The 17,394-nt window shown below is 41.8% G+C and carries 13 protein-coding genes and 3 pseudogenes; 10 read left to right on the top strand and 6 right to left on the bottom strand.

Annotated elements, in window-relative coordinates; translation table 11 throughout:
• Positions 1-292 precede the first annotated feature (292 nt).
• Positions 293-1,780 (top strand): M16 family metallopeptidase, encoded by a 1,488-nt coding sequence (locus tag F6K64_RS02675; protein WP_008180608.1) that lies wholly within the window; start codon positions 293-295, stop codon positions 1,778-1,780.
• Between the two features lie 100 nt (positions 1,781-1,880).
• On the top strand, positions 1,881-3,098 hold the full coding sequence (locus F6K64_RS02670) for a glycosyltransferase family 4 protein (protein WP_008180606.1): 1,218 nt from the start codon (positions 1,881-1,883) through the stop codon (positions 3,096-3,098).
• A gap of 167 nt (positions 3,099-3,265) precedes the next feature.
• Here F6K64_RS02670 and murJ read toward each other — a convergent pair whose 3' ends face one another.
• Positions 3,266-4,888, bottom strand: coding sequence for a murein biosynthesis integral membrane protein MurJ (gene murJ, locus F6K64_RS02665; protein ID WP_008180604.1), 1,623 nt, complete (start codon positions 4,886-4,888; stop codon positions 3,266-3,268).
• A 171-nt stretch (positions 4,889-5,059) separates the two neighbouring features.
• Between murJ and F6K64_RS02660 the strand changes: the two genes are divergently transcribed.
• On the top strand, positions 5,060-6,244 hold the full coding sequence (locus F6K64_RS02660) for a DUF3095 domain-containing protein (RefSeq protein ID WP_287249438.1): 1,185 nt from the start codon (positions 5,060-5,062) through the stop codon (positions 6,242-6,244).
• 74 nt (positions 6,245-6,318) lie between these two features.
• Here the strand turns inward: F6K64_RS02660 and F6K64_RS02655 are convergent, their stop codons facing one another.
• Entirely contained in the window at positions 6,319-6,627 is a 309-nt protein-coding gene (locus F6K64_RS02655; RefSeq protein ID WP_287249440.1) for a hypothetical protein, read from the bottom strand.
• A gap of 24 nt (positions 6,628-6,651) precedes the next feature.
• Between F6K64_RS02655 and F6K64_RS02650 the strand changes: the two genes are divergently transcribed.
• Positions 6,652-6,891: a hypothetical protein gene (locus tag F6K64_RS02650; protein WP_287264768.1), complete on the top strand. Its 240-nt coding sequence runs from the start codon at positions 6,652-6,654 to the stop codon at positions 6,889-6,891.
• Between the two features lie 126 nt (positions 6,892-7,017).
• On the opposite strand, the gene F6K64_RS02645 is transcribed toward F6K64_RS02650, so the two are convergent.
• From F6K64_RS02645 to F6K64_RS02630, 4 genes and pseudogenes are all read right to left on the bottom strand, one after another.
• On the bottom strand, positions 7,018-7,164 hold the full coding sequence (locus F6K64_RS02645) for a hypothetical protein (RefSeq protein ID WP_154659697.1): 147 nt from the start codon (positions 7,162-7,164) through the stop codon (positions 7,018-7,020).
• Positions 7,165-7,276: 112 nt separating this feature from the next.
• On the bottom strand, positions 7,277-8,539 hold the full coding sequence (locus F6K64_RS02640) for an RNA-guided endonuclease InsQ/TnpB family protein (protein WP_071105495.1): 1,263 nt from the start codon (positions 8,537-8,539) through the stop codon (positions 7,277-7,279).
• A 92-nt stretch (positions 8,540-8,631) separates the two neighbouring features.
• A pseudogene (locus F6K64_RS02635) lies at positions 8,632-9,511 on the bottom strand (Rpn family recombination-promoting nuclease/putative transposase).
• Between the two features lie 290 nt (positions 9,512-9,801).
• Positions 9,802-11,184 carry an aminopeptidase P family protein gene (locus F6K64_RS02630; RefSeq protein ID WP_287264766.1) on the bottom strand — a complete coding sequence of 461 codons (1,383 nt, stop codon included), beginning with the start codon at positions 11,182-11,184 and terminating at the stop codon, positions 9,802-9,804.
• Positions 11,185-11,256: 72 nt separating this feature from the next.
• Between F6K64_RS02630 and F6K64_RS02625 the strand changes: the two genes are divergently transcribed.
• The 6 genes and pseudogenes from F6K64_RS02625 to F6K64_RS02600 all read left to right on the top strand — a co-directional run bounded on the left by F6K64_RS02625 (position 11,257) and on the right by F6K64_RS02600 (position 17,338).
• On the top strand, positions 11,257-11,448 hold the full coding sequence (locus F6K64_RS02625) for a hypothetical protein (protein WP_287264764.1): 192 nt from the start codon (positions 11,257-11,259) through the stop codon (positions 11,446-11,448).
• Between the two features lie 145 nt (positions 11,449-11,593).
• Positions 11,594-11,686 (top strand): annotated as a pseudogene (locus tag F6K64_RS02620) (abscisic acid-deficient protein Aba4 family protein); the annotation flags it as partial.
• 167 nt (positions 11,687-11,853) lie between these two features.
• Positions 11,854-13,113: an RNA-guided endonuclease InsQ/TnpB family protein gene (locus F6K64_RS02615; RefSeq protein WP_287264763.1), complete on the top strand. Its 1,260-nt coding sequence runs from the start codon at positions 11,854-11,856 to the stop codon at positions 13,111-13,113.
• A gap of 15 nt (positions 13,114-13,128) precedes the next feature.
• A pseudogene (locus tag F6K64_RS02610) lies at positions 13,129-13,446 on the top strand (ABA4-like family protein); the annotation flags it as partial.
• 493 nt (positions 13,447-13,939) lie between these two features.
• On the top strand, positions 13,940-16,381 hold the full coding sequence (locus F6K64_RS02605) for a dynamin family protein (RefSeq protein ID WP_287264762.1): 2,442 nt from the start codon (positions 13,940-13,942) through the stop codon (positions 16,379-16,381).
• Positions 16,382-16,468: 87 nt separating this feature from the next.
• Entirely contained in the window at positions 16,469-17,338 is an 870-nt protein-coding gene (locus tag F6K64_RS02600; protein ID WP_287264760.1) for a hypothetical protein, read from the top strand.
• Positions 17,339-17,394: the final 56 nt, after the last annotated feature.

The raw sequence follows: 17,394 nt of genomic DNA, 5'->3' as shown, positions 1-17,394 counted from the left end.
GTAGAATGCAGAATGTAGAATTCCAAATTCGCGCATTAGACATTCTACATTCTTAATTCAAAAATGTTGTTCGCCTTTGGCGAACAACTGGTTAACCTTCAACCTTCAACTGATTAACCTTCAACCTTCAACTGGTTAACCTTCAACCTTCAACTGGTTAACCTTCAACCTTCAACTGGTTAACCTTCAACCTTCAACTGGTTAACCTTGGCCAAAAGGCCACGCGATCGGTTTCAACCTGGTAACTTTCAACCTTCAACCTTCTAACCTTCAACTATTGATCCAATTAGCAATGACCAATCTAAAATCGAAAAGCCAAAATCCCAAATACCTGAAATGGATCGGGCTACTATTGGTGACAATGCTAGTGGTAGTGCTTGTGTCTCGTCTACCAGCAATAGCTGATACCCCACGCCATTACGATGAATTAGACTTTGACCCGTTACCACCAATTCAGCTACCGGACTACACTCGCTATCAGTTAGATAATGGGATGGTGGTCTATCTGATCGAAGACCATCAACTGCCTTTGGTAAGTGGTACCGCAATAATTCGCACGGGCGATCGCCTTGAGCCTGCTGAAAAAATTGGCTTAGCCACTATGGCGGGAGTTGTGATGCGTACTGGGGGTACCACTGAACACTCAGGCAATGAGTTAAATGTGCTCTTAGAAGAAAAGGCAGCTTCGGTGGAAACTAGTATTGACACTAGTTCTGGCAGGGCGAGTTTTAGTGCTTTGAGCGAAGATTTGGACTTGGTCTTTGATTTGTTTGCTGAAGTTATTCAAAAGCCTGCCTTTGCTCAAGCTAAGCTCGCCCTAGCTAAACAGCAACTAGCAGGACAAATTGCCCGGCGCAATGATGATCCCGGTGATATTGCTTCTCGTGAATTTAGGAAACTGATCTACGGTGACACTAGCCCCTATGCCCGCACGATAGAGTATGAGCATCTAGACAATATCTCTCGTAATGATTTAATCACTTTCTCACAGAGGTATGTGTATCCAGAAAATATGATACTGGGTATTGTGGGGGATTTTGACTCCGAGAAAATGCGATCGCTAATTGAGGAGAAATTTGGTAGCTGGAAATCTACCTCTGCCCCAACACAGCCAAAGGTGCCAGACGCATCCCAGGCTCAGTTAGGGGGTATATTTTTTGTGGATCAACCTCAACTGACCCAAAGTTATATTCAAATGGGACATATCGGGGGCAAGCTCAATAGCCCTGACTACGCCGCCCTTTCTGTTTTAAATGAGGTGATGAATGGATTTGGGGGCAGACTATTTAACGAAGTGCGATCGCGTCAAGGTCTAGCTTACTCGGTCTACGGGGTTTGGAGTGTTCGCTATGACTATCCGGGTTTATTTATTGCTGGGGGACAAACTCGCTCTGAAACCACCGTACCCTTTATTAAATCCGTTCTAGATGAAATCCAGAAACTGCGCACTAGTCCGATTACCTCAGAAGAATTGGCTAAGGCAAAAGAAAGCGTTCTCAACTCCTTTGTGTTTAATTTCCAGAAGCCAGAGCAAACCTTATCTCGGCTGATGCGCTATGAATACTATGGCTACCCAGAGGATTTCATCTTCCGTTATCAAAAGGCAGTGACAGCTACTACGATTGAGGATATACAGCGGGTGGCGGAAAAGTATCTCAAACCCGATCAGATTGTTACGGTAGTTGTAGGCAATGCTTCCCAAATCAAACCAGCCCTGACTAGCCTTTCCGAGGAGGTCACCGTCTTAGATATTACCATTCCAGAACCACAAAACAGCTAGTATATCAGTATATCAATGGCAAATTGTTAATGGTTAATGGTTAATTAAGAAAAAATCGATTTACCATTTGCCTTGTAACATTTGCCATTTGCTATTGTCCATGCGTATTCTATTCCTACATCCTAATTTCCCTGCCCAATTTCGCCACATAGCAACTGCTTTAGCTAAAGATAACCGCAACCAGGTTATGTTTGGTACCAGGCGCAAGGAAGGGCAACTGCCTGGAGTTGTAAAAGCTCTTTACAATACCTCTAGGGAAATACGTCCAGAAACTCACCACTATGTTAGACCCTTAGAAAATGCCGTACTTCAGGGTCAAGCTGTCTATCGCTTAGCCAATCAGCTGAAGGCTAAGGGATTTGTTCCTGATGTGGTCTATGGTCACTCGGGTTGGGGCCCAACGTTATTTATTAAAGACGCTTTCCCCCAAGCAAAATTACTTTGCTACTTCGAGTGGTTTTATCATGCCCATGGCACAGATGCTGATTTTGATCCATCCGAGCCCCTCAACGCTGACGATGAAGCCCGGATTCGGATGAAAAATGCCCCGATTTTGTTAGACCTAGCCAGTTGCGATCGCGGATTGTCTCCTACCTACTGGCAGCGCCAGCAATTTCCAGCCGACTTCCACAACAGAATTACCGTGCGTCATGATGGGGTAGACACCGAGTTCTTTAAACCCAATCCAGGGGCAAAGTTAGTACTAAAACGGATAAACTTAGACCTGTCTGAGGTGGAAGAACTGGTTACCTATGTAGCACGGGGCATGGAACCTTATCGAGGTTTTCCCCAATTGATCGAAGCAATCGGTATGCTTCAGCAGCGACGTCCTAAGTGTCATGCTGTGATTGTCGGGGAAAATCGGGTGGCTTATGGTAAAACCCTACCGGATGGCAAAACTTACAAAGACTTGATGTTAGAAAAAGTCCCTCTTGACCTAGACAGAGTCCACTTTACTGGTTTACTTCCTTACTCAGAATACTTACAAGTCCTTCAAGCTTCCTCTGTTCATATTTATCTCACCCGTCCTTTTGTTCTGTCTTGGTCGATGCTAGAATCCCTTTCTACAGGTTGTTTGGTAGTAGCGTCTGATACTCCCCCAGTGACAGAGGTGATTGAAGATGGGATTAATGGTTTGTTAGTAGACTTTTTCTCGCCAGAGGAAATCGCCGATCGGGTTGAGGAAGCTCTCGACCATCCAGAACAGATGGCTGGTATTCGCGCTAAGGCAAGGGAAACCATTCAACAAGGTTATGATTTAAATGAGTTATTATCCCAGCATTTGCAGTGGATACGAGAAAGTGGGTTGAAGGTTTAAGGTTGAAGGTGATCGGGTTGAAGGTTGAAGGTTGAAGGTTGAAGGTTGAAGGTGATCGGGTTGAAGGTTGAAGGTTGAAGGTTGAAGGTGATCGGGTTGAAGGTTGAAGGTGATCGGGTTGAAGGTTTAAGGTTTAAGGTTGAAGACCTAAACAGGATTAAATACTGTCAACGACCCAGCTTCTGGCGCACACGAGCTACAAACATATCCACCTCTGGTAACTTCAACTGAGTTGCTAACAAACCAAATATACCTAAACCTGCTAATCCAGCTAGACTCAATTGCAGCAATTTTACCCAAATAATACTGGTTTCTAATACTTGCTCACATCCCCAACTGACTCCCCAACTGGCGGCACCAGCGATTACACTACTTACTGCTAAACCGAGAATTGGCAACATCCATTCTTGCCAAGGTAAGCCATTTAGCCTGCGGTTCAATATCCATAACAGCACTACCATGGAAAAGGCATTCACACCAATGGTGGCAAATACAATACCGGGTGTGCCAAAGGTATCGATTAGAAAATAATCTAGTACAGCATTGAGAAGAATATTAATCACACTCAGACGAAAGGGTGTCTGTCCATCTCCTAAACCATAAAATACCCGCACTAGCACATCCCGTCCCAAGTAGACAAACATGCCCATCCCATAAGCCATGAGCACTGATGCTACTAACCGAGAGGCATTAGCATCAAAGGCTTGACGCTGATACACTACCTGCACGATGGGCATGGCTAAGGTCACCATCAATGCACTTAAAGGTAACATTGTCAAGGCACTGAGCAGAATTCCCTGGCGAATCCGTTGCTTGAGTTCTGGCCAATTTTCGGGAGCGGCTAGTCGGGAAAATACAGGCAGTAGAGGAACTAGAATAACATTGGAGATAATGCCTAGGGGGGTATTCACTAAAAGATTGGCATAGTTTAAGCTAGCAGCAGCAGCATCGGCTTGGGGGAGGAAGGAGGCAAAGAATAAGTCGGTGTAGACATTAATATGCAGCATCCCAGAGGAAAAGGTGGCCGGAGCCATGACCTGCATCACGTCTTTGACTCCAGGGATACCCCAGTTAAATCGTAGGCGTATTTTACCTAGGCCACTGCGCCACTGAGCGATTTGCTGCACTACCCATTGAAGAGTTGCTCCAGCAAGGGTACCCCCAGCTAAGACAATCCCACCGATCATGGCAAAATCGGGATTACTAATTTCTTTGCCCAACTGTAGGGCTAATATTCCTAAGCCAACAATGACGGTGATGCTGGAAAATAAGGGACTGACGGCAGGTAGCCAGTATTGATCGCTAGCATTGAGGGTACCAAAGCCAATGCCAATTAATCCGGCTAGCACTGCCATGGGTGCCATAATCTGTAATTGCCGGATTGCGATCGCTCTAACTTGTAACCCTTCTGGAGTATCCTGAAACCCTGGTGCTAGAACATCAATTAAGACCGGAGCAAATAGCACTAGAGCAATGGTTACTAGTAACAGGATGCACGCGACTAAGGTAGTTACTGTTTCCACCAGCCGTGGGGCTTCTGATTTATCTCGTTTAGCGAGAACACTAACTAAGGCGCTATGAAAAGGTCCGTTAATGCCACCGAGGAGGATTAATAAAAAGCCGGGGATCACGTAAGCATAGCTGTAGGCATTGATAACCGGACCAACTCCAAAGGCTGCTGCCATGGCTTGTTGGCGGACTAAGCCAAATACTTTACTAATAATGGTGGCTACTGCGACAATCCCGGCAATGCCAGCTAGGGAACGAGTGGTTTTCTGGTTTTCAGACACAAATGGTTAATAAAATCAATAGTTAACTTGCTTATTTTATAAGGATCCCTTGTTGTTGACCCTTGACAGTTGACGGTTGCTAGGGTGTAGCAGCTAGCTTGGTTTTATCTAAGTGCCTTTCAGGGTGTTATCACCCTACTAAAAAGGTTTGTTATTCCTTTAGATTAAACCATGACTACAGACTTTTTTTATGCTAATTTACCCCTTTTAGAAAACTTCATCGATATTACTGACTCTCAGAATTTTAAATCGGTTCCCAGGGATTGGTATGTTGTAATTAGCGATATTATTGGTTCGACTCAAGCTATCGAATCAGGACGCTACAAAGAGGTTAACCTATTAGGAGCCTGCTCCATTGTCGCTGTTTTAAATATAGCAGGTAATTTAGACATTCCTTTTGTATTTGGGGGAGATGGTGCAACTCTGTTGATTCCTCCTTCTCTGTTTGCCCTTGCTCGGGAAGCGTTGTTAGCGACTAGTCAGCTAGCCAGGGGAGAATTTGGGATGGAATTGCGGGTGGGTGCAGTACCTATGTCTGATGTGAGAGTTAATGATTATGATGTTAAATTAGCGAAGCTCAAGGTATCTGAAAACTATTATCAGGCTATATTTACTGGAGATGGTTTGACTTATGCTACTGAATTGATTAAACATTCAAATACGAGTCAATTCTACCTTTACCAAAACCCTACTGATAAGGCTAAAGCTGATTTGTCTAATTTAGAGTGTCGCTGGCAAGACATTCCTAGTAAATATGGTGAAACGATCAGCTTGATTGTCAAAGCAACGTCTAATCAACAAAATTTAGCTAATTTAACTTATCGAGCAATTATTGAAAAAATTGACACTATTTATGGAAGTGAAGAGGTTTTAAATCCAGTTGATGAAAACTATTTAAATCTAGGGTTTAGTTATCAAAACTTAAGTCCTGAAACTCGCCTGTGCGCCCAGTCGAATAAGCTGAGCCATAGGATGCTCTATTTTGCTAAAATCTGCTTGGAAAATCTCTTGGGCTGGTTGTTGATGAAGTTAAAGGTGACATTACCAGATGGAGACTGGGGAGCCTATAAACTAAATGCGATCGCAGCAACGGATTACAGAAAGTTTGATGATATCTTGCGCATGGTTATTGCTGGCAATGAAGTACAACGAAAACAATTAACAGACTATTTGGAAAAGAATTATAAACAAGGTAAGTTAGTGTATGGTCTGCATATTTCAGACCGAGCACTGATGACCTGTCTGGTATTTGAGCGCCATGGACGCCAAGTACATTTTGTGGATGGTGCAGACGGAGGCTACGCTGTAGCTGCGAAAGATATGAAAGATAGACTTAAGCTGATAGCTGATAGCTGATAACTGATAGCTGATAACTGATAGCTAATAACTGATAGCTAATAACTGATAGCTAATAGCATGATAGGGAATAATTACACTGGCTTAATAGTAACGTCTTCATAGTCAGCATATCTAATAATAAAGCATTTTGCCCCAATAGTGATTTGGGCAATCTGGGATGAAAGCTTACACAATCCATCCCTGACTTCTAGATTTGGACAGTGGATGATTAAGCTATCAGTAGCAGTAACCCACTCTAGTTTACAGAGTTGAGTTAGAGGAATTTCTGTCTTAATTTGGCTTAGTCCTTGACTCAGTTGTTTAAATTTCTGTAGCCATTGGGACTCTTGCAAATTTTTCTCTAGCTTGCTTTTTAATGGATCTTCTTCTTGATTAGTCATGATAGCATGATAGGATTTTTTATCGTGTTAACAGTCAGCAGTCAGCAGTCAGCAGTCAGCAATCAGCAATCAGCAGTCAGTAGTCAGCAGTCAGTAGTCAGCAGTCAGCAGTCAGCAGTCAGCAGTCAGCAGTCAGCAGTCAGCAGTCAGCAGTCAGCAGTCAGCAGTCAGCAGTCAGCAGTCAGCAGTCAGCAGTCAGCAGTCAGTAGTCAGCTTATTTTATTCAAAAGCACCGATTGCGCTACGCGCACGCTGGGCGAATAGTAGCGTTGCCAAAGGCCAAGGCTGATAGCTGATAGCTGATAGCTGATAGCTGATAGCTGATAGCTTACCTTATTATGATATCCTCAATTATCCTGGAATAATTCAGCAACTTTCCCCCTGAAACCCTCAACGTTCAACGGTAATTTGCTTATAAGCTGTTTCAAGATTATCCTTGTATAATCCTTGAAATTTATAATTCTTATAAGCAGCAGGTATTTGGGAATAGTTGGCCAGCACTTGTTCTTGAGTCAGAGACTTTTCTTTCCAAGTCAATGCCAATTTTTCCAGTTGCTCTAAGTAAGTCTTTAAGGTGTCTAAGCCACTGCTATCGGTAATCGGACCTTGACACTCCCACCGCTAAATCGTAGATTATAGCGGGGGATTCTTAAGAGCATAAAACCCTTAACGGCTGAGCCAAACAGCCTCTAAACCCTCCAATAAAATCATCAGGCTTACTTGTATGTTTACGAATTATGTTTAATGCTCCGTTGCAATCAGCGTTGATCAACCAACCTTTACTAGTGCGGTATAATCCACGCTTTATTCTTTTACCGCTGAATGTGTAACTTTTTGGGTTATCAGCATTCCATACTGGTAATTCATCCTTATCCAAGCTAGACGCTTTACTGGTGTAAGATTCTTCTTGCTCAACTAATTCAATCCCATACCGCTGACAGAGGCTTTCCAGCTTGTCCTTAAACGTATAAATCGGAATCTGGGTGAACTTCTGATTGTTCCGCTTGCCCATGTTGACCCTTTGTTTTAGGTCGGGGTTGTACCCGATAACAATCTTGTTGATTTTGTTTCTTCTACACCAATTCACGACATATCTAGCCGCCTTGTTAGTGAAATCCCTGATTTTGTGATTTCGCTTTCTTAGCAACCTAGCTTGTCGATTGGTCAAGATCTTAATGCCTTGTAAGTCTTTAATAGACTGAAGTTTGGCATTACGCTTATTGTAAAACTGATTGTCAGCCTTGATCTTTTTACCGTCAATAATAAATGACTTTTGAGTGGTGCTAACACATGTAGCAAAATTATCAAGTCCTAAATCAATTCCCAATATTTCACTAGTTTTTTCTACTTTTACCTCAGGTTCATCCTCGTAGCAATAACAAACATCAAAATACCTGGCTTTGTATTTAGGAAGTATGCGTATCTCTTTGACAGTCTTAGACCTTAGCCTCTCTGGGACAGTAAACTGAACTACCCCGTACTCCTTTTTAAATTGACGAGACATAGGAACGGTAAATAACCAGTTCTTTCCCGGGAGTTTCTCCCAGTCGCGCTTTCTCACTGGGATAACCAAGAGGAAATGTCCATCCTTTGGTAAGTAATTCGGAAGTCTTACTTTTTCTTGATAACCTCCACTCTTATTTAGTTTCAGTAAACCAAAAAAAGATTTAAAGGATCTATCGACAATTTTTAAGGTTTGCTGGGCAATGTCCGTCGGTAGTAACTTGTAATTTTCATTCTCTTTAGAGTGATAATAATTACTCTCATACCGCAAATGTTTGCGTTCCTGGAAGAAATACTGACGGACGTTATATAAACCCACGTTGAACATATTCTTGCTCAAATGACACATTTGCCTGAGAGCCAAGATCTGCTGCCTGTCTAAACGAAGATTATTAACTTGAGTTAGCATCGACCCTTCCGCTACCAATACCAATATTATAGCGGAATCCCTGGAAAAATGCAACAGATCTTGAAGTTACCGTAAGAATAAAGAACGCACTACTACTCCTGATCCAACCAAACCACTAAATCCGTTACTGTCTCAAAATCCAACAACGCTTCACTCAATTCCTCCAATCGAGTAATCGATAATCCCTCAATTTGCTGTTGGAGCACAGGGTCAAGTAAACCTAACCTCAGGGTTAGCAAACGGATAACAATTAATACCGCTTCCTCCTGCTTGCCGCGCTGGCGTCCCTTTTGGATAATATCTTGATAGGTGACTGATTCTTCCATAATTTCCTCTGACAACAATCGACGGACTAACTCTTTGTCAAACCGTAAACCAGCTAGGACATTCACACAGGCTGCTAGGTTTCCCCGTAATGGTTTTTCTTCAATTGTATCCACTTCCACAACGACTTGCTCTAACAATAGATTAGGCCGATTACTCTTAGCTAAAGTTGCCAAGGGTAACAAAGCCCGATTGGCCAACAGTGGTTGAGGGTCTTGCTCCCAAAGACGAATTATTCTATAACGATGCCAGGTGTTAGTATCCCTAAATTCGTTATTGAATACCATCTGTGAGGTCGTAGACTTTAAAAAAATTACCACCTGCTCAATCCGACATCGGTATTTACGTTGTAATCTGACCCAATAGTCCAACATCCGAAATGGTAATGGTGGCTCGGATTGGGGTAGGGTTTGAAATTCTAGATGCAGAATTTGGTTTGTACTTTGGAGTAGAGTTAGAGCATCAGCTTGAATTGGTTCAGCACTTAATTCGCTGTCTTGATGCAGTCGCTCATGGGGGAAACCCCCAAGACCGCGCTGCATCGCTTTTAAGTACCTGAATATCTCTAGGTTGTTTACCCAATACCCACTGAAAAAACTCTGATGGGTATGCTTCTGATAAGTATTTGCAGATATTGTCGTAGGCCAAGGCAAATTGTTCAAAGTTAACACTATCTCAGACAGTGTAGTGAATTTGAGCTAAAAAATTGATCGCACCTGGATCTTGTTTATTGATTCAAGTTATGATAATCGAGCACTGATGATATAGATAAGATCTAAAAAAGACCTGATTAGATCAGATCTTTTCAAAATCATGTCTGTCAACTTAATACCACCATCTAAGCATTCAGCTGATAGCTGATAGCTGATAGCTGATAGCTGACCGCTGATAGCTGATAGCTTACAGCACCATTAACCCGTTCACCCACACCCGAAAACTTATACTCCCGTAACCAAATCCTCAACTGCCTCTAGATCAGTCGGTAACCCAGCCGTCAACACCTCTGCTCCTGTCTCGGTAATCAACACATCATCCTCAATCCGAATCCCTCGCACATCATCAAATTGTGCCAATCTATCCCAATCCACCATATCTTTGTAGGTTGACCGTCGCTCTGGGTCATTCAAAATCCCTGGAACTTGATAAAATCCTGGTTCAATTGTCACCAACATCCCTGGTTGCAAGGGTCGGTCTAGTCGCAGGAAGCCCAAGCCAAAGCGATCGCTTCTTTCCCGTCCTGGTGCATACCCTGCCAAATCCCCTAAATCTTCCATATCATGGACATCTAATCCGAGCAAATGACCAACACCATGGGGAAAGAATAAAGCATGGGCATCCATTGCTACCAAATCCGAGATGTCTCCTCGCAGAATCCCCAAATCTATCAATCCCTCAGCCATCACCCCTGCTGCTGTCATATGAATCTCTCGATATTCCACCCCAGGGTAAAGATTCTCGATACAGAAATCATGGGCTTCTTTGACGACATTATATATATCCCGCTGAGTAGGGGAAAATTTTCCAGTCACCGGCCAAGTACGGGTAATATCCGCTGCCCAACCCATAGGGGTTTCTGCTCCTACATCCGCCAGCAGTAACTCTCCCGGTTGCAGGGAATGGTGATACTCACCATTGTGGAGCACTTCCCCATGAACCGTAACAATACTTGTGTAAGCACGGGTCATATTATGGGCAATAATTACCCCTTCCATCGCTCCCCGCACTTCCGCTTCTAGTTTAGCCTTGGGAGTAGCTGCCATTCCGGCTTTATGAGCAGCTATCGAAACCTCAGCGGCTTGGCGCAACTCCGATAATGCCCCCTCGTCATGGTATAACCGTAGGGATATTATTGCTTTTGCTAAATCCAAGTCAATCCCTTCTGGAGCATCAGCGGGTCCCACAGCACGACCTAATAATTCCTGTTGTTGGCTGTAAGTAGTGGGATTTTGAACAGCAATGGTTGCTGCTCCCTGAGAATGCAATTGCAATTCTGAGAGGGGAAAAACCCGATCAGCCCCAATCATCTCAGCAATTTCCTCAGGTGAAGGGGTTTCTCCGTGCCACAACGCACTACCAGGGGCTGGCTTATCCATGAATAAATCCAGTTTGCCATCATTGAGGCCAATTACCGCATTAGTTAGGGGTAAACCAGCAAAATACAAGAAGTGACTGCTAGCCCGAAACGGGAACGAATTGGCTCGGAAATTCCGAGGACTAGGATGTCCAGACCAGAGAATTACTGGAAAATCCACCAGCTGAGCCAATTTTTGACGCCGTTGCTTTAGTGTAGTGGCTAGAGAGCCGTCTTGGTTGTTAATCATTGGATTTATATTAATTTATTAAGTTTTGAACGTTCACCGTTGAATAGTTATAGCGTAAATTCCACAGGTCTTGTGGAATTTGTTCAAAATTATCCCCAGGAGCAACGTGAGATTAAAATCTCGCCAGTGATCGGGTTTGGGACGAGCAATGACAATGTTATTGGTCTAAGCAACATTCAACTATGGAAACTGAACCAGAATAGATTAACACCACAGATTCATGCGATTCGGCAAAGCCGACGCTATGCGATCGCCTTTGGCTAACACTGATAGCAGTTATCATAGCTATGAGGTACACAAGATTTTTTCCCTGCTCCCTACTCCCTGCTCCCTATTTCCTAAAACCCAGAAAGACCTTACCCAATTTATAATTGCTATATTAAATAGTTGAAATCTCAAACTCATAAATATGGTGATCACTCAACTCTTTAATATTGCCAATATTTTCGTTTTGCCCTTTTGGCTACTAATAATTTTCTTGCCAAATTGGGGAATTACTAGAACTCCAAAGGCTGAAAGCTCCGCGTCTTTAGAACGGATATGAAAGCCAGTAGCGAGTTTAGTCGCCGTGAATATTTCATCCTGTCCGGATATTTGTCGCCAGGTATGGTAATATAAAACAATAACTTAAAAGGTCGATATCCGTTCGCGGAGCGTGACCTTAGGTCAATGATTATAATTGAGTTCAAAGCTTACGGGAAAGAAAGTCAATACCAAGCCATAGATGAAGCTATTCGGACAGTTAAATTTGTTCGCAATTCTTGTCTTCGTTTATGGATGGACAATAAAGGGACTGGGAAATATGACCTTAGTAAGTATTGTAAAGTACTGGCTAAGCAATTCCCTTTTGCTAATGAGCTGAACTCAACAGCACGACAGGCAGCTTCTGAACGTGCATGGTCATCGATTGGCCGTAGGCCACGCTACGCGAACGTTCGATTTTATGACAACTGCAAAAAGAACAAGCCTGGAAAAAAGGGCTTTCCTAGATTTCAAAAACATTGCCGGTCTGTAGAGTACAAGCAGTCTGGGTGGAAGCTATCCTCTGATAATAAGGCTATCACCTTCAGTGACAAGAAAAGCATCGGAAAGCTCAAGCTCAAGGGAACTTGGGATTTGTGGCAATTCGACAAAAAACAAATCAAAAGAGTAAGGATAATTAAACGTGCTGATGGCTACTATGTTCAATTTTGCGTAGCAGTTGACATAAAAGAAGACTTAGACCCTTCTAAGAGAAACGTTGGTCTAGATGTGGGACTAAAGGAGTTCTATACTGACTCTGACGGAAACACAGAACCAAATCCTAGATTCTATAGGAAAGGCGAAAAACGCTTAAAGTTTTATCAACGTCGAGTATCTCGGAAAGTGAAAGGCTCTGCTAACCGCAAGAAAGCCATTAACAGACTAGGAAGGCATCATCTTAGAATAAGTAGGCAGCGTGTTGGCGAAGCCTGCGCGAAGCGCATAGAACATGCTAAGAGACTGGCACGTTGCGTAATCCGGTCTAACGACTTGGTCGCTTACGAAGATTTAAGAGTCAAGAATCTAGTAAAGAATCATTGTCTTGCTAAGTCTATTAATGACGCTGGTTGGTATCAATTCAGGAAATGGCTGGAGCATTTTGGAACTAAGTTTGGCAGAGTGACTGTAGCAGTAAATCCTGCTTATACAAGCCAAAACTGCTCAGAATGCGGCGAAGTAGTGAAGAAATCATTATCAACTAGAACTCACATTTGTAAGTGTGGTTGTAAGTTGGACAGAGACCATAACGCCGCAGTCAATATCCTTAAAAAAGCCTTGGGTACGGTGGGGCACACCGGAACCTGGATCATAGATCCGAACGCTTCGGGAGATTTAGCCTCTACTGTTCTTGGTTCCGGCCAGGTTCAGCAAGCCGAGTCTATGATCGAAGAATCCCCGCGCCTTTAGGACGGGGAGTGTCAACTATTTATTAATAGTATTACACCAGAATCTGCCCAAGCCTTATCCAATCCTCAGTTAGCCGATATTGCCCGCTTTTTTAGTGACGAAACCGTTGCTGCCACTGGCTGGATACACTTCCTAGTTCTGGACTTGTTTGTAGGGCGTTGGATTTATTGGCAAGGGCAACAGGCTGGTATTTGGACTATTCACTCCCTAATTCTGTGTTTATTTGCAGGACCAGTCGGACTACTTTCTCATATTATTACCGCTTGGGTTACCCAGAAATCCACTTCAGATACTCCCTTAGACCCTGAAACTACCAGTCCATCACAGACATAATCAGCGGGTTTTTATTTGATTTGTAAACACAGGGATTGCTGAAAAAGGCAATAGGCAAGAGGCAAAAAGCAATAGGGAAAAGAGGTGTAGAGTTTTATGAGACTGTCAAAAAATACCTTTTAGGTTTACATCTCATTTAAAGCACTACCCATTAAGGTTAGGAAATTGATACAAGTTTAAAAGCTGTTTTGCTATAATTTTGCCTTTTGCCTTTTGCCTTGAGCTTAGCGCTATATAAACCCTATACTCGATCATCACCAATAATCCAATAGTAATTTCTTCATTATCCTTGCCTGGATTCACAAATATTTCATTCAGCAATTTACCTTGACAGTTTTATATTAAGTTAGGGTAATCTTAGATTAAGAGCTATTTAAAAACTAACTAAAAGCTTAATCAAGAAATAATCCCTATAGGGTTTTTTTCGCTACTTTGAATTTCATAGTAGTTTATATAGCATCGTTACTACTCAACACTAAAGGCTTTGATTATAATGAGAAGCAACATCAAAAATATTTTTGAAGCTGTTGAAGAATCAATCAATACTATTAACAAGGAATGGGGTAGTTTTCAAGATAAAATCCGTAATCAGCTACCCCCAGAGTACCATACTGAACTCGAAGGTTTAAACATCGAATTTCAGCTGGCGGTAAGTGAATTAGTGAAAGAACTTAGTCAACCGGTTCTTACCTTAGCCACAACAGGGACAACTAGCAGTGGTAAAAGTACCCTGGTCAACTTCTTGTGTGGGGCAGAAATTGTCCCAGTTGCTGTACAAGAAATGAGTGCAGGGGTTGTGATTGTAGAATACAGTGAAACCAAATCTCTGAAAATTGATCAAACCCCAGGCGCACTTTGGGAATGTGGAGAATGGCGCAATCTTACCGACGAAGACATTTATGACCGTTTAGACCAAGTCATGAAGTCCTATCTTCAAGCTAATCGAGACGGAAAAACTAGTGTGGCTTGTCCACAAACAACGATATATTATCCTTTCCGGCTTGTAGCCGATCCTAACTTGCTTGATTTGCCTGAAAAAACCAAAGTGCGAATCATGGATCTTCCCGGTTTAGCTTATGTGGGTGATGAAGGAAATGGCTCTGTGATTAGAAAATGTAAAGAAGCCTTATGTATAGTTACCTATAATAGTGCAGAAACCGATAGACAAAAAGTTAGTAATTTACTTCAAGAAGTGGTTGATCAGGTCAAAGAACTAGGAGGCTCACCAGCCCGGATGCTCTTTGTTATGAATCGGATTGATGAGTTTCGCAAAGACCAAAATTGGCCGGATAGTGAAATAGATTTTTTCAAAAAAACTGTTCACGATATAAAACAGAAGTTAACCAAAGAGCTAGAAGAATATCAAGAAGATATTAGTGCTTTGAAAGTAATAAAAATGAGTGCATTGCCAGCTCTATTTTCGATGCAAATGAAGAGTGATGATCAACAAAAAAGTACTCAAGCCTGTAGAAAAATTGACAGTATGTTTAACTTCTTAATTCCAGAAGAGATTATAGAAGATTTACCCAGAAAAGTAGAGCGATGGGAAAATCATGAGCGCCGCCGTGTTGCCCAGAAGGTTTGGGAAGTATCTTACGCAGAGGAATTTCACAAATACCTGAAAGAGCATATCGATGAAAACTTTCCACAATTAGTTATCCCACAAATTGTAGACCGCTTTAAAGCTAAAGCAGGTAATGCAGTAGCAGAGTGGGCTATACAAACCACTTATGCTTTTATTAATAGCTCAGAAGAAAACTACCAAAAAGAATGTGATAATATTGCCAAAATTCGGCAAGACATCAGTCAGTTTATTTTACAAAAAGCTCAAGAACTAAGAGGCCCTTTTGAACAGATTGAAAATGCTCTAGAAGGTTTAATGAAAGAAAGTGGTCAAATGGCTTCACCAGAGCAGGAATCAATCGATCCTAGAACCAGGACAGATCAGATTATTGCCGATATTATTCGCGAACTAAGAGAAAGCTCTTATCAAGAGCGTGCCGACAGCTTAGTGCCCCTTTATGGATGGCGAAAAGCTATGACAGAAGGAGTCGAGGAAATATTGGAACCTGTAATTGAGTCTTTGGATAACGGAAAACTCCGCTTAGACAGTAAAACCCTTCAAGCTGCTAATCCGACAATATTAAATCTTTTAGAAAGAACAATTGACGATTTAATTGACTTAGGGTATTCTCCTGCAGTAGCTGAGAACGGCAAGGAGATCGAAGCACGTACTTACGAAGAAAAAAGTAATCTTACCAAGCTCAATGATAAGTTGAATCAGTTAGCTGATATCTTGAAGCTTTTGATCAATGAAGCAGTAAAAAAAATATTAGAGCGAGAAATGAGGAGAGTGCGTGATGCTTTAGAAACCTTGTTGAATGCTTACTTATCTATTCTGGAAGAAGGAATGAGCAGTATTGCCCCTAATATAGGGATTAGCTTTTCCAGGTCACAACTGGGAAAAATTGATATTGAACTTCAGCCAAGCTTTGAATTTAAAGCAGGATTTCCAATTGTGGAAGGGACATGGTTAGACCATGTTGAGGTTCCAAAACATAAAAGAGATTGGTGGTCTCTCTGGATTTGGAAAAGAATAGCATACTATATAGAAACCAAAGAACGCTCTAGTGATAATGCTAAGTTACCAAAAACTGAAGACATCCTGAAAGGATGGCTACTGCAAAAAAATCAGGCAGAAGTAGAAATTTATCGTCAGGTTGCGGATTGGTTTATATCTCAAATCAATAGCTTTCTAACTGGAGTTGAATCTTCTCAAAAGGAAATTGTAGACCGTTATCAAGAGCGGCTCGACAAAGCCCACGATCAAGCTAGACTGTCTCATCAACAAGACTTATCCATATGGAATTACCTACAACTAGAAGCTAAACAACTTGAGGATAATATTAAGAAAGCTGGAAAAGTGCTGAGGTAGTTTATCTTGATTTTGTAAAATTACAAAGTAACCTGTTTAAGTTACTAATTTACAGGATTAGTTTAGCATGAAGAGTGCGGCAATGAAATGAATCAAGACTACCAAGACCCCCTAGAAATCTATCAAGAGCAGTTCAAGGAAATTTATGCGGCTATTAAAAATCGTGATCGGGGGTATCTCTATGAAGCCATCACTTATCTAGACCCAGAGAATAGTGAAGATATTTGTCACTATTTTGGCATAGATAAAAATTCGACTCTCGACAATGACTTCAAATTTTGTAAACCTTTCTTGTCCAGTCCAATCAAGGATTTATCTATATTTGAACATTTTTTACTAAAGGAAATAGCCAAAATGAAAGAGGAAGCGGAGCGTCAAGTAGTGGAATTAGCTAATTTTTTTGCACCGGTTAAAGATCCTTCCGTAATTTTAACAGGGATAATTATTGTAGCTTTTATACTTCCTGCCTTATATTTTTTCAGTCAGAAATTACAGCCAAGACGGAAATTAAATAAAACTACAAATATAAGGCAGCCTCAAGTAAAAGGTAGAGACCGATCTTTAGAGCCATTTAAACCTAGAGTTACTGGATTACCAAGAAAGCCTTCTGTTTTGTGCTTAGTTCTTTCTTCTCGTCAATTCAGTGGATTGAATCCAGGTCTTCAGATTCCTTCAAGTCGTGTTAAAGAACTTATATCCTCTGCATCTTATTTTTTATGTGATGGTTCACTCCAAGCTATTGACCAAAAAGTCAATCTTAATTTCAGTGGAAGTAGTATCAATTTTTCTAGCGAAGAATATGCTTATATTCAGCTGATAATTCCTGAAGGTGAAGGGATGATTGCTCAGGAGACAAAATACAGTCTTAAGAAGAAGCTACCTGATGGTGATGCTAAAATCAATAAAATTGCTCGTCTTATCAACCTAGATGGTTTAGAAAATTTTATTTGTGCTTAAGTAATTATAGCAATTCTGTTTCCCATGAGGTACCAAGGGATCCCCCTAAATCCCCC

The organism is Moorena sp. SIO3A2 (assembly GCF_010672265.1).
GTDB classification, from domain to species: domain Bacteria; phylum Cyanobacteriota; class Cyanobacteriia; order Cyanobacteriales; family Coleofasciculaceae; genus Moorena; species Moorena producens.
This window is presented reverse-complemented; position numbering and strand designations above follow the sequence as displayed.

What these genes read in the sequence shown, in the direction of transcription:
- F6K64_RS02675 (WP_008180608.1), top strand. Translation starts at nt 293, where the DNA reads ATGACCAATCTAAAATCGAAAAGCCAAAATCCCAAATACCTGAAATGG.
- F6K64_RS02670 (WP_008180606.1), top strand. Translation starts at nt 1,881, where the DNA reads ATGCGTATTCTATTCCTACATCCTAATTTCCCTGCCCAATTTCGCCAC.
- F6K64_RS02660 (WP_287249438.1), top strand. Translation starts at nt 5,060, where the DNA reads ATGACTACAGACTTTTTTTATGCTAATTTACCCCTTTTAGAAAACTTC.
- F6K64_RS02655 (WP_287249440.1), bottom strand. Translation starts at nt 6,627, where the DNA reads ATGACTAATCAAGAAGAAGATCCATTAAAAAGCAAGCTAGAGAAAAAT.
- F6K64_RS02640 (WP_071105495.1), bottom strand. Translation starts at nt 8,539, where the DNA reads ATGCTAACTCAAGTTAATAATCTTCGTTTAGACAGGCAGCAGATCTTG.
- F6K64_RS02630 (WP_287264766.1), bottom strand. Translation starts at nt 11,184, where the DNA reads ATGATTAACAACCAAGACGGCTCTCTAGCCACTACACTAAAGCAACGG.
- F6K64_RS02615 (WP_287264763.1), top strand. Translation starts at nt 11,854, where the DNA reads ATGATTATAATTGAGTTCAAAGCTTACGGGAAAGAAAGTCAATACCAA.
- F6K64_RS02605 (WP_287264762.1), top strand. Translation starts at nt 13,940, where the DNA reads ATGAGAAGCAACATCAAAAATATTTTTGAAGCTGTTGAAGAATCAATC.
- F6K64_RS02600 (WP_287264760.1), top strand. Translation starts at nt 16,469, where the DNA reads ATGAATCAAGACTACCAAGACCCCCTAGAAATCTATCAAGAGCAGTTC.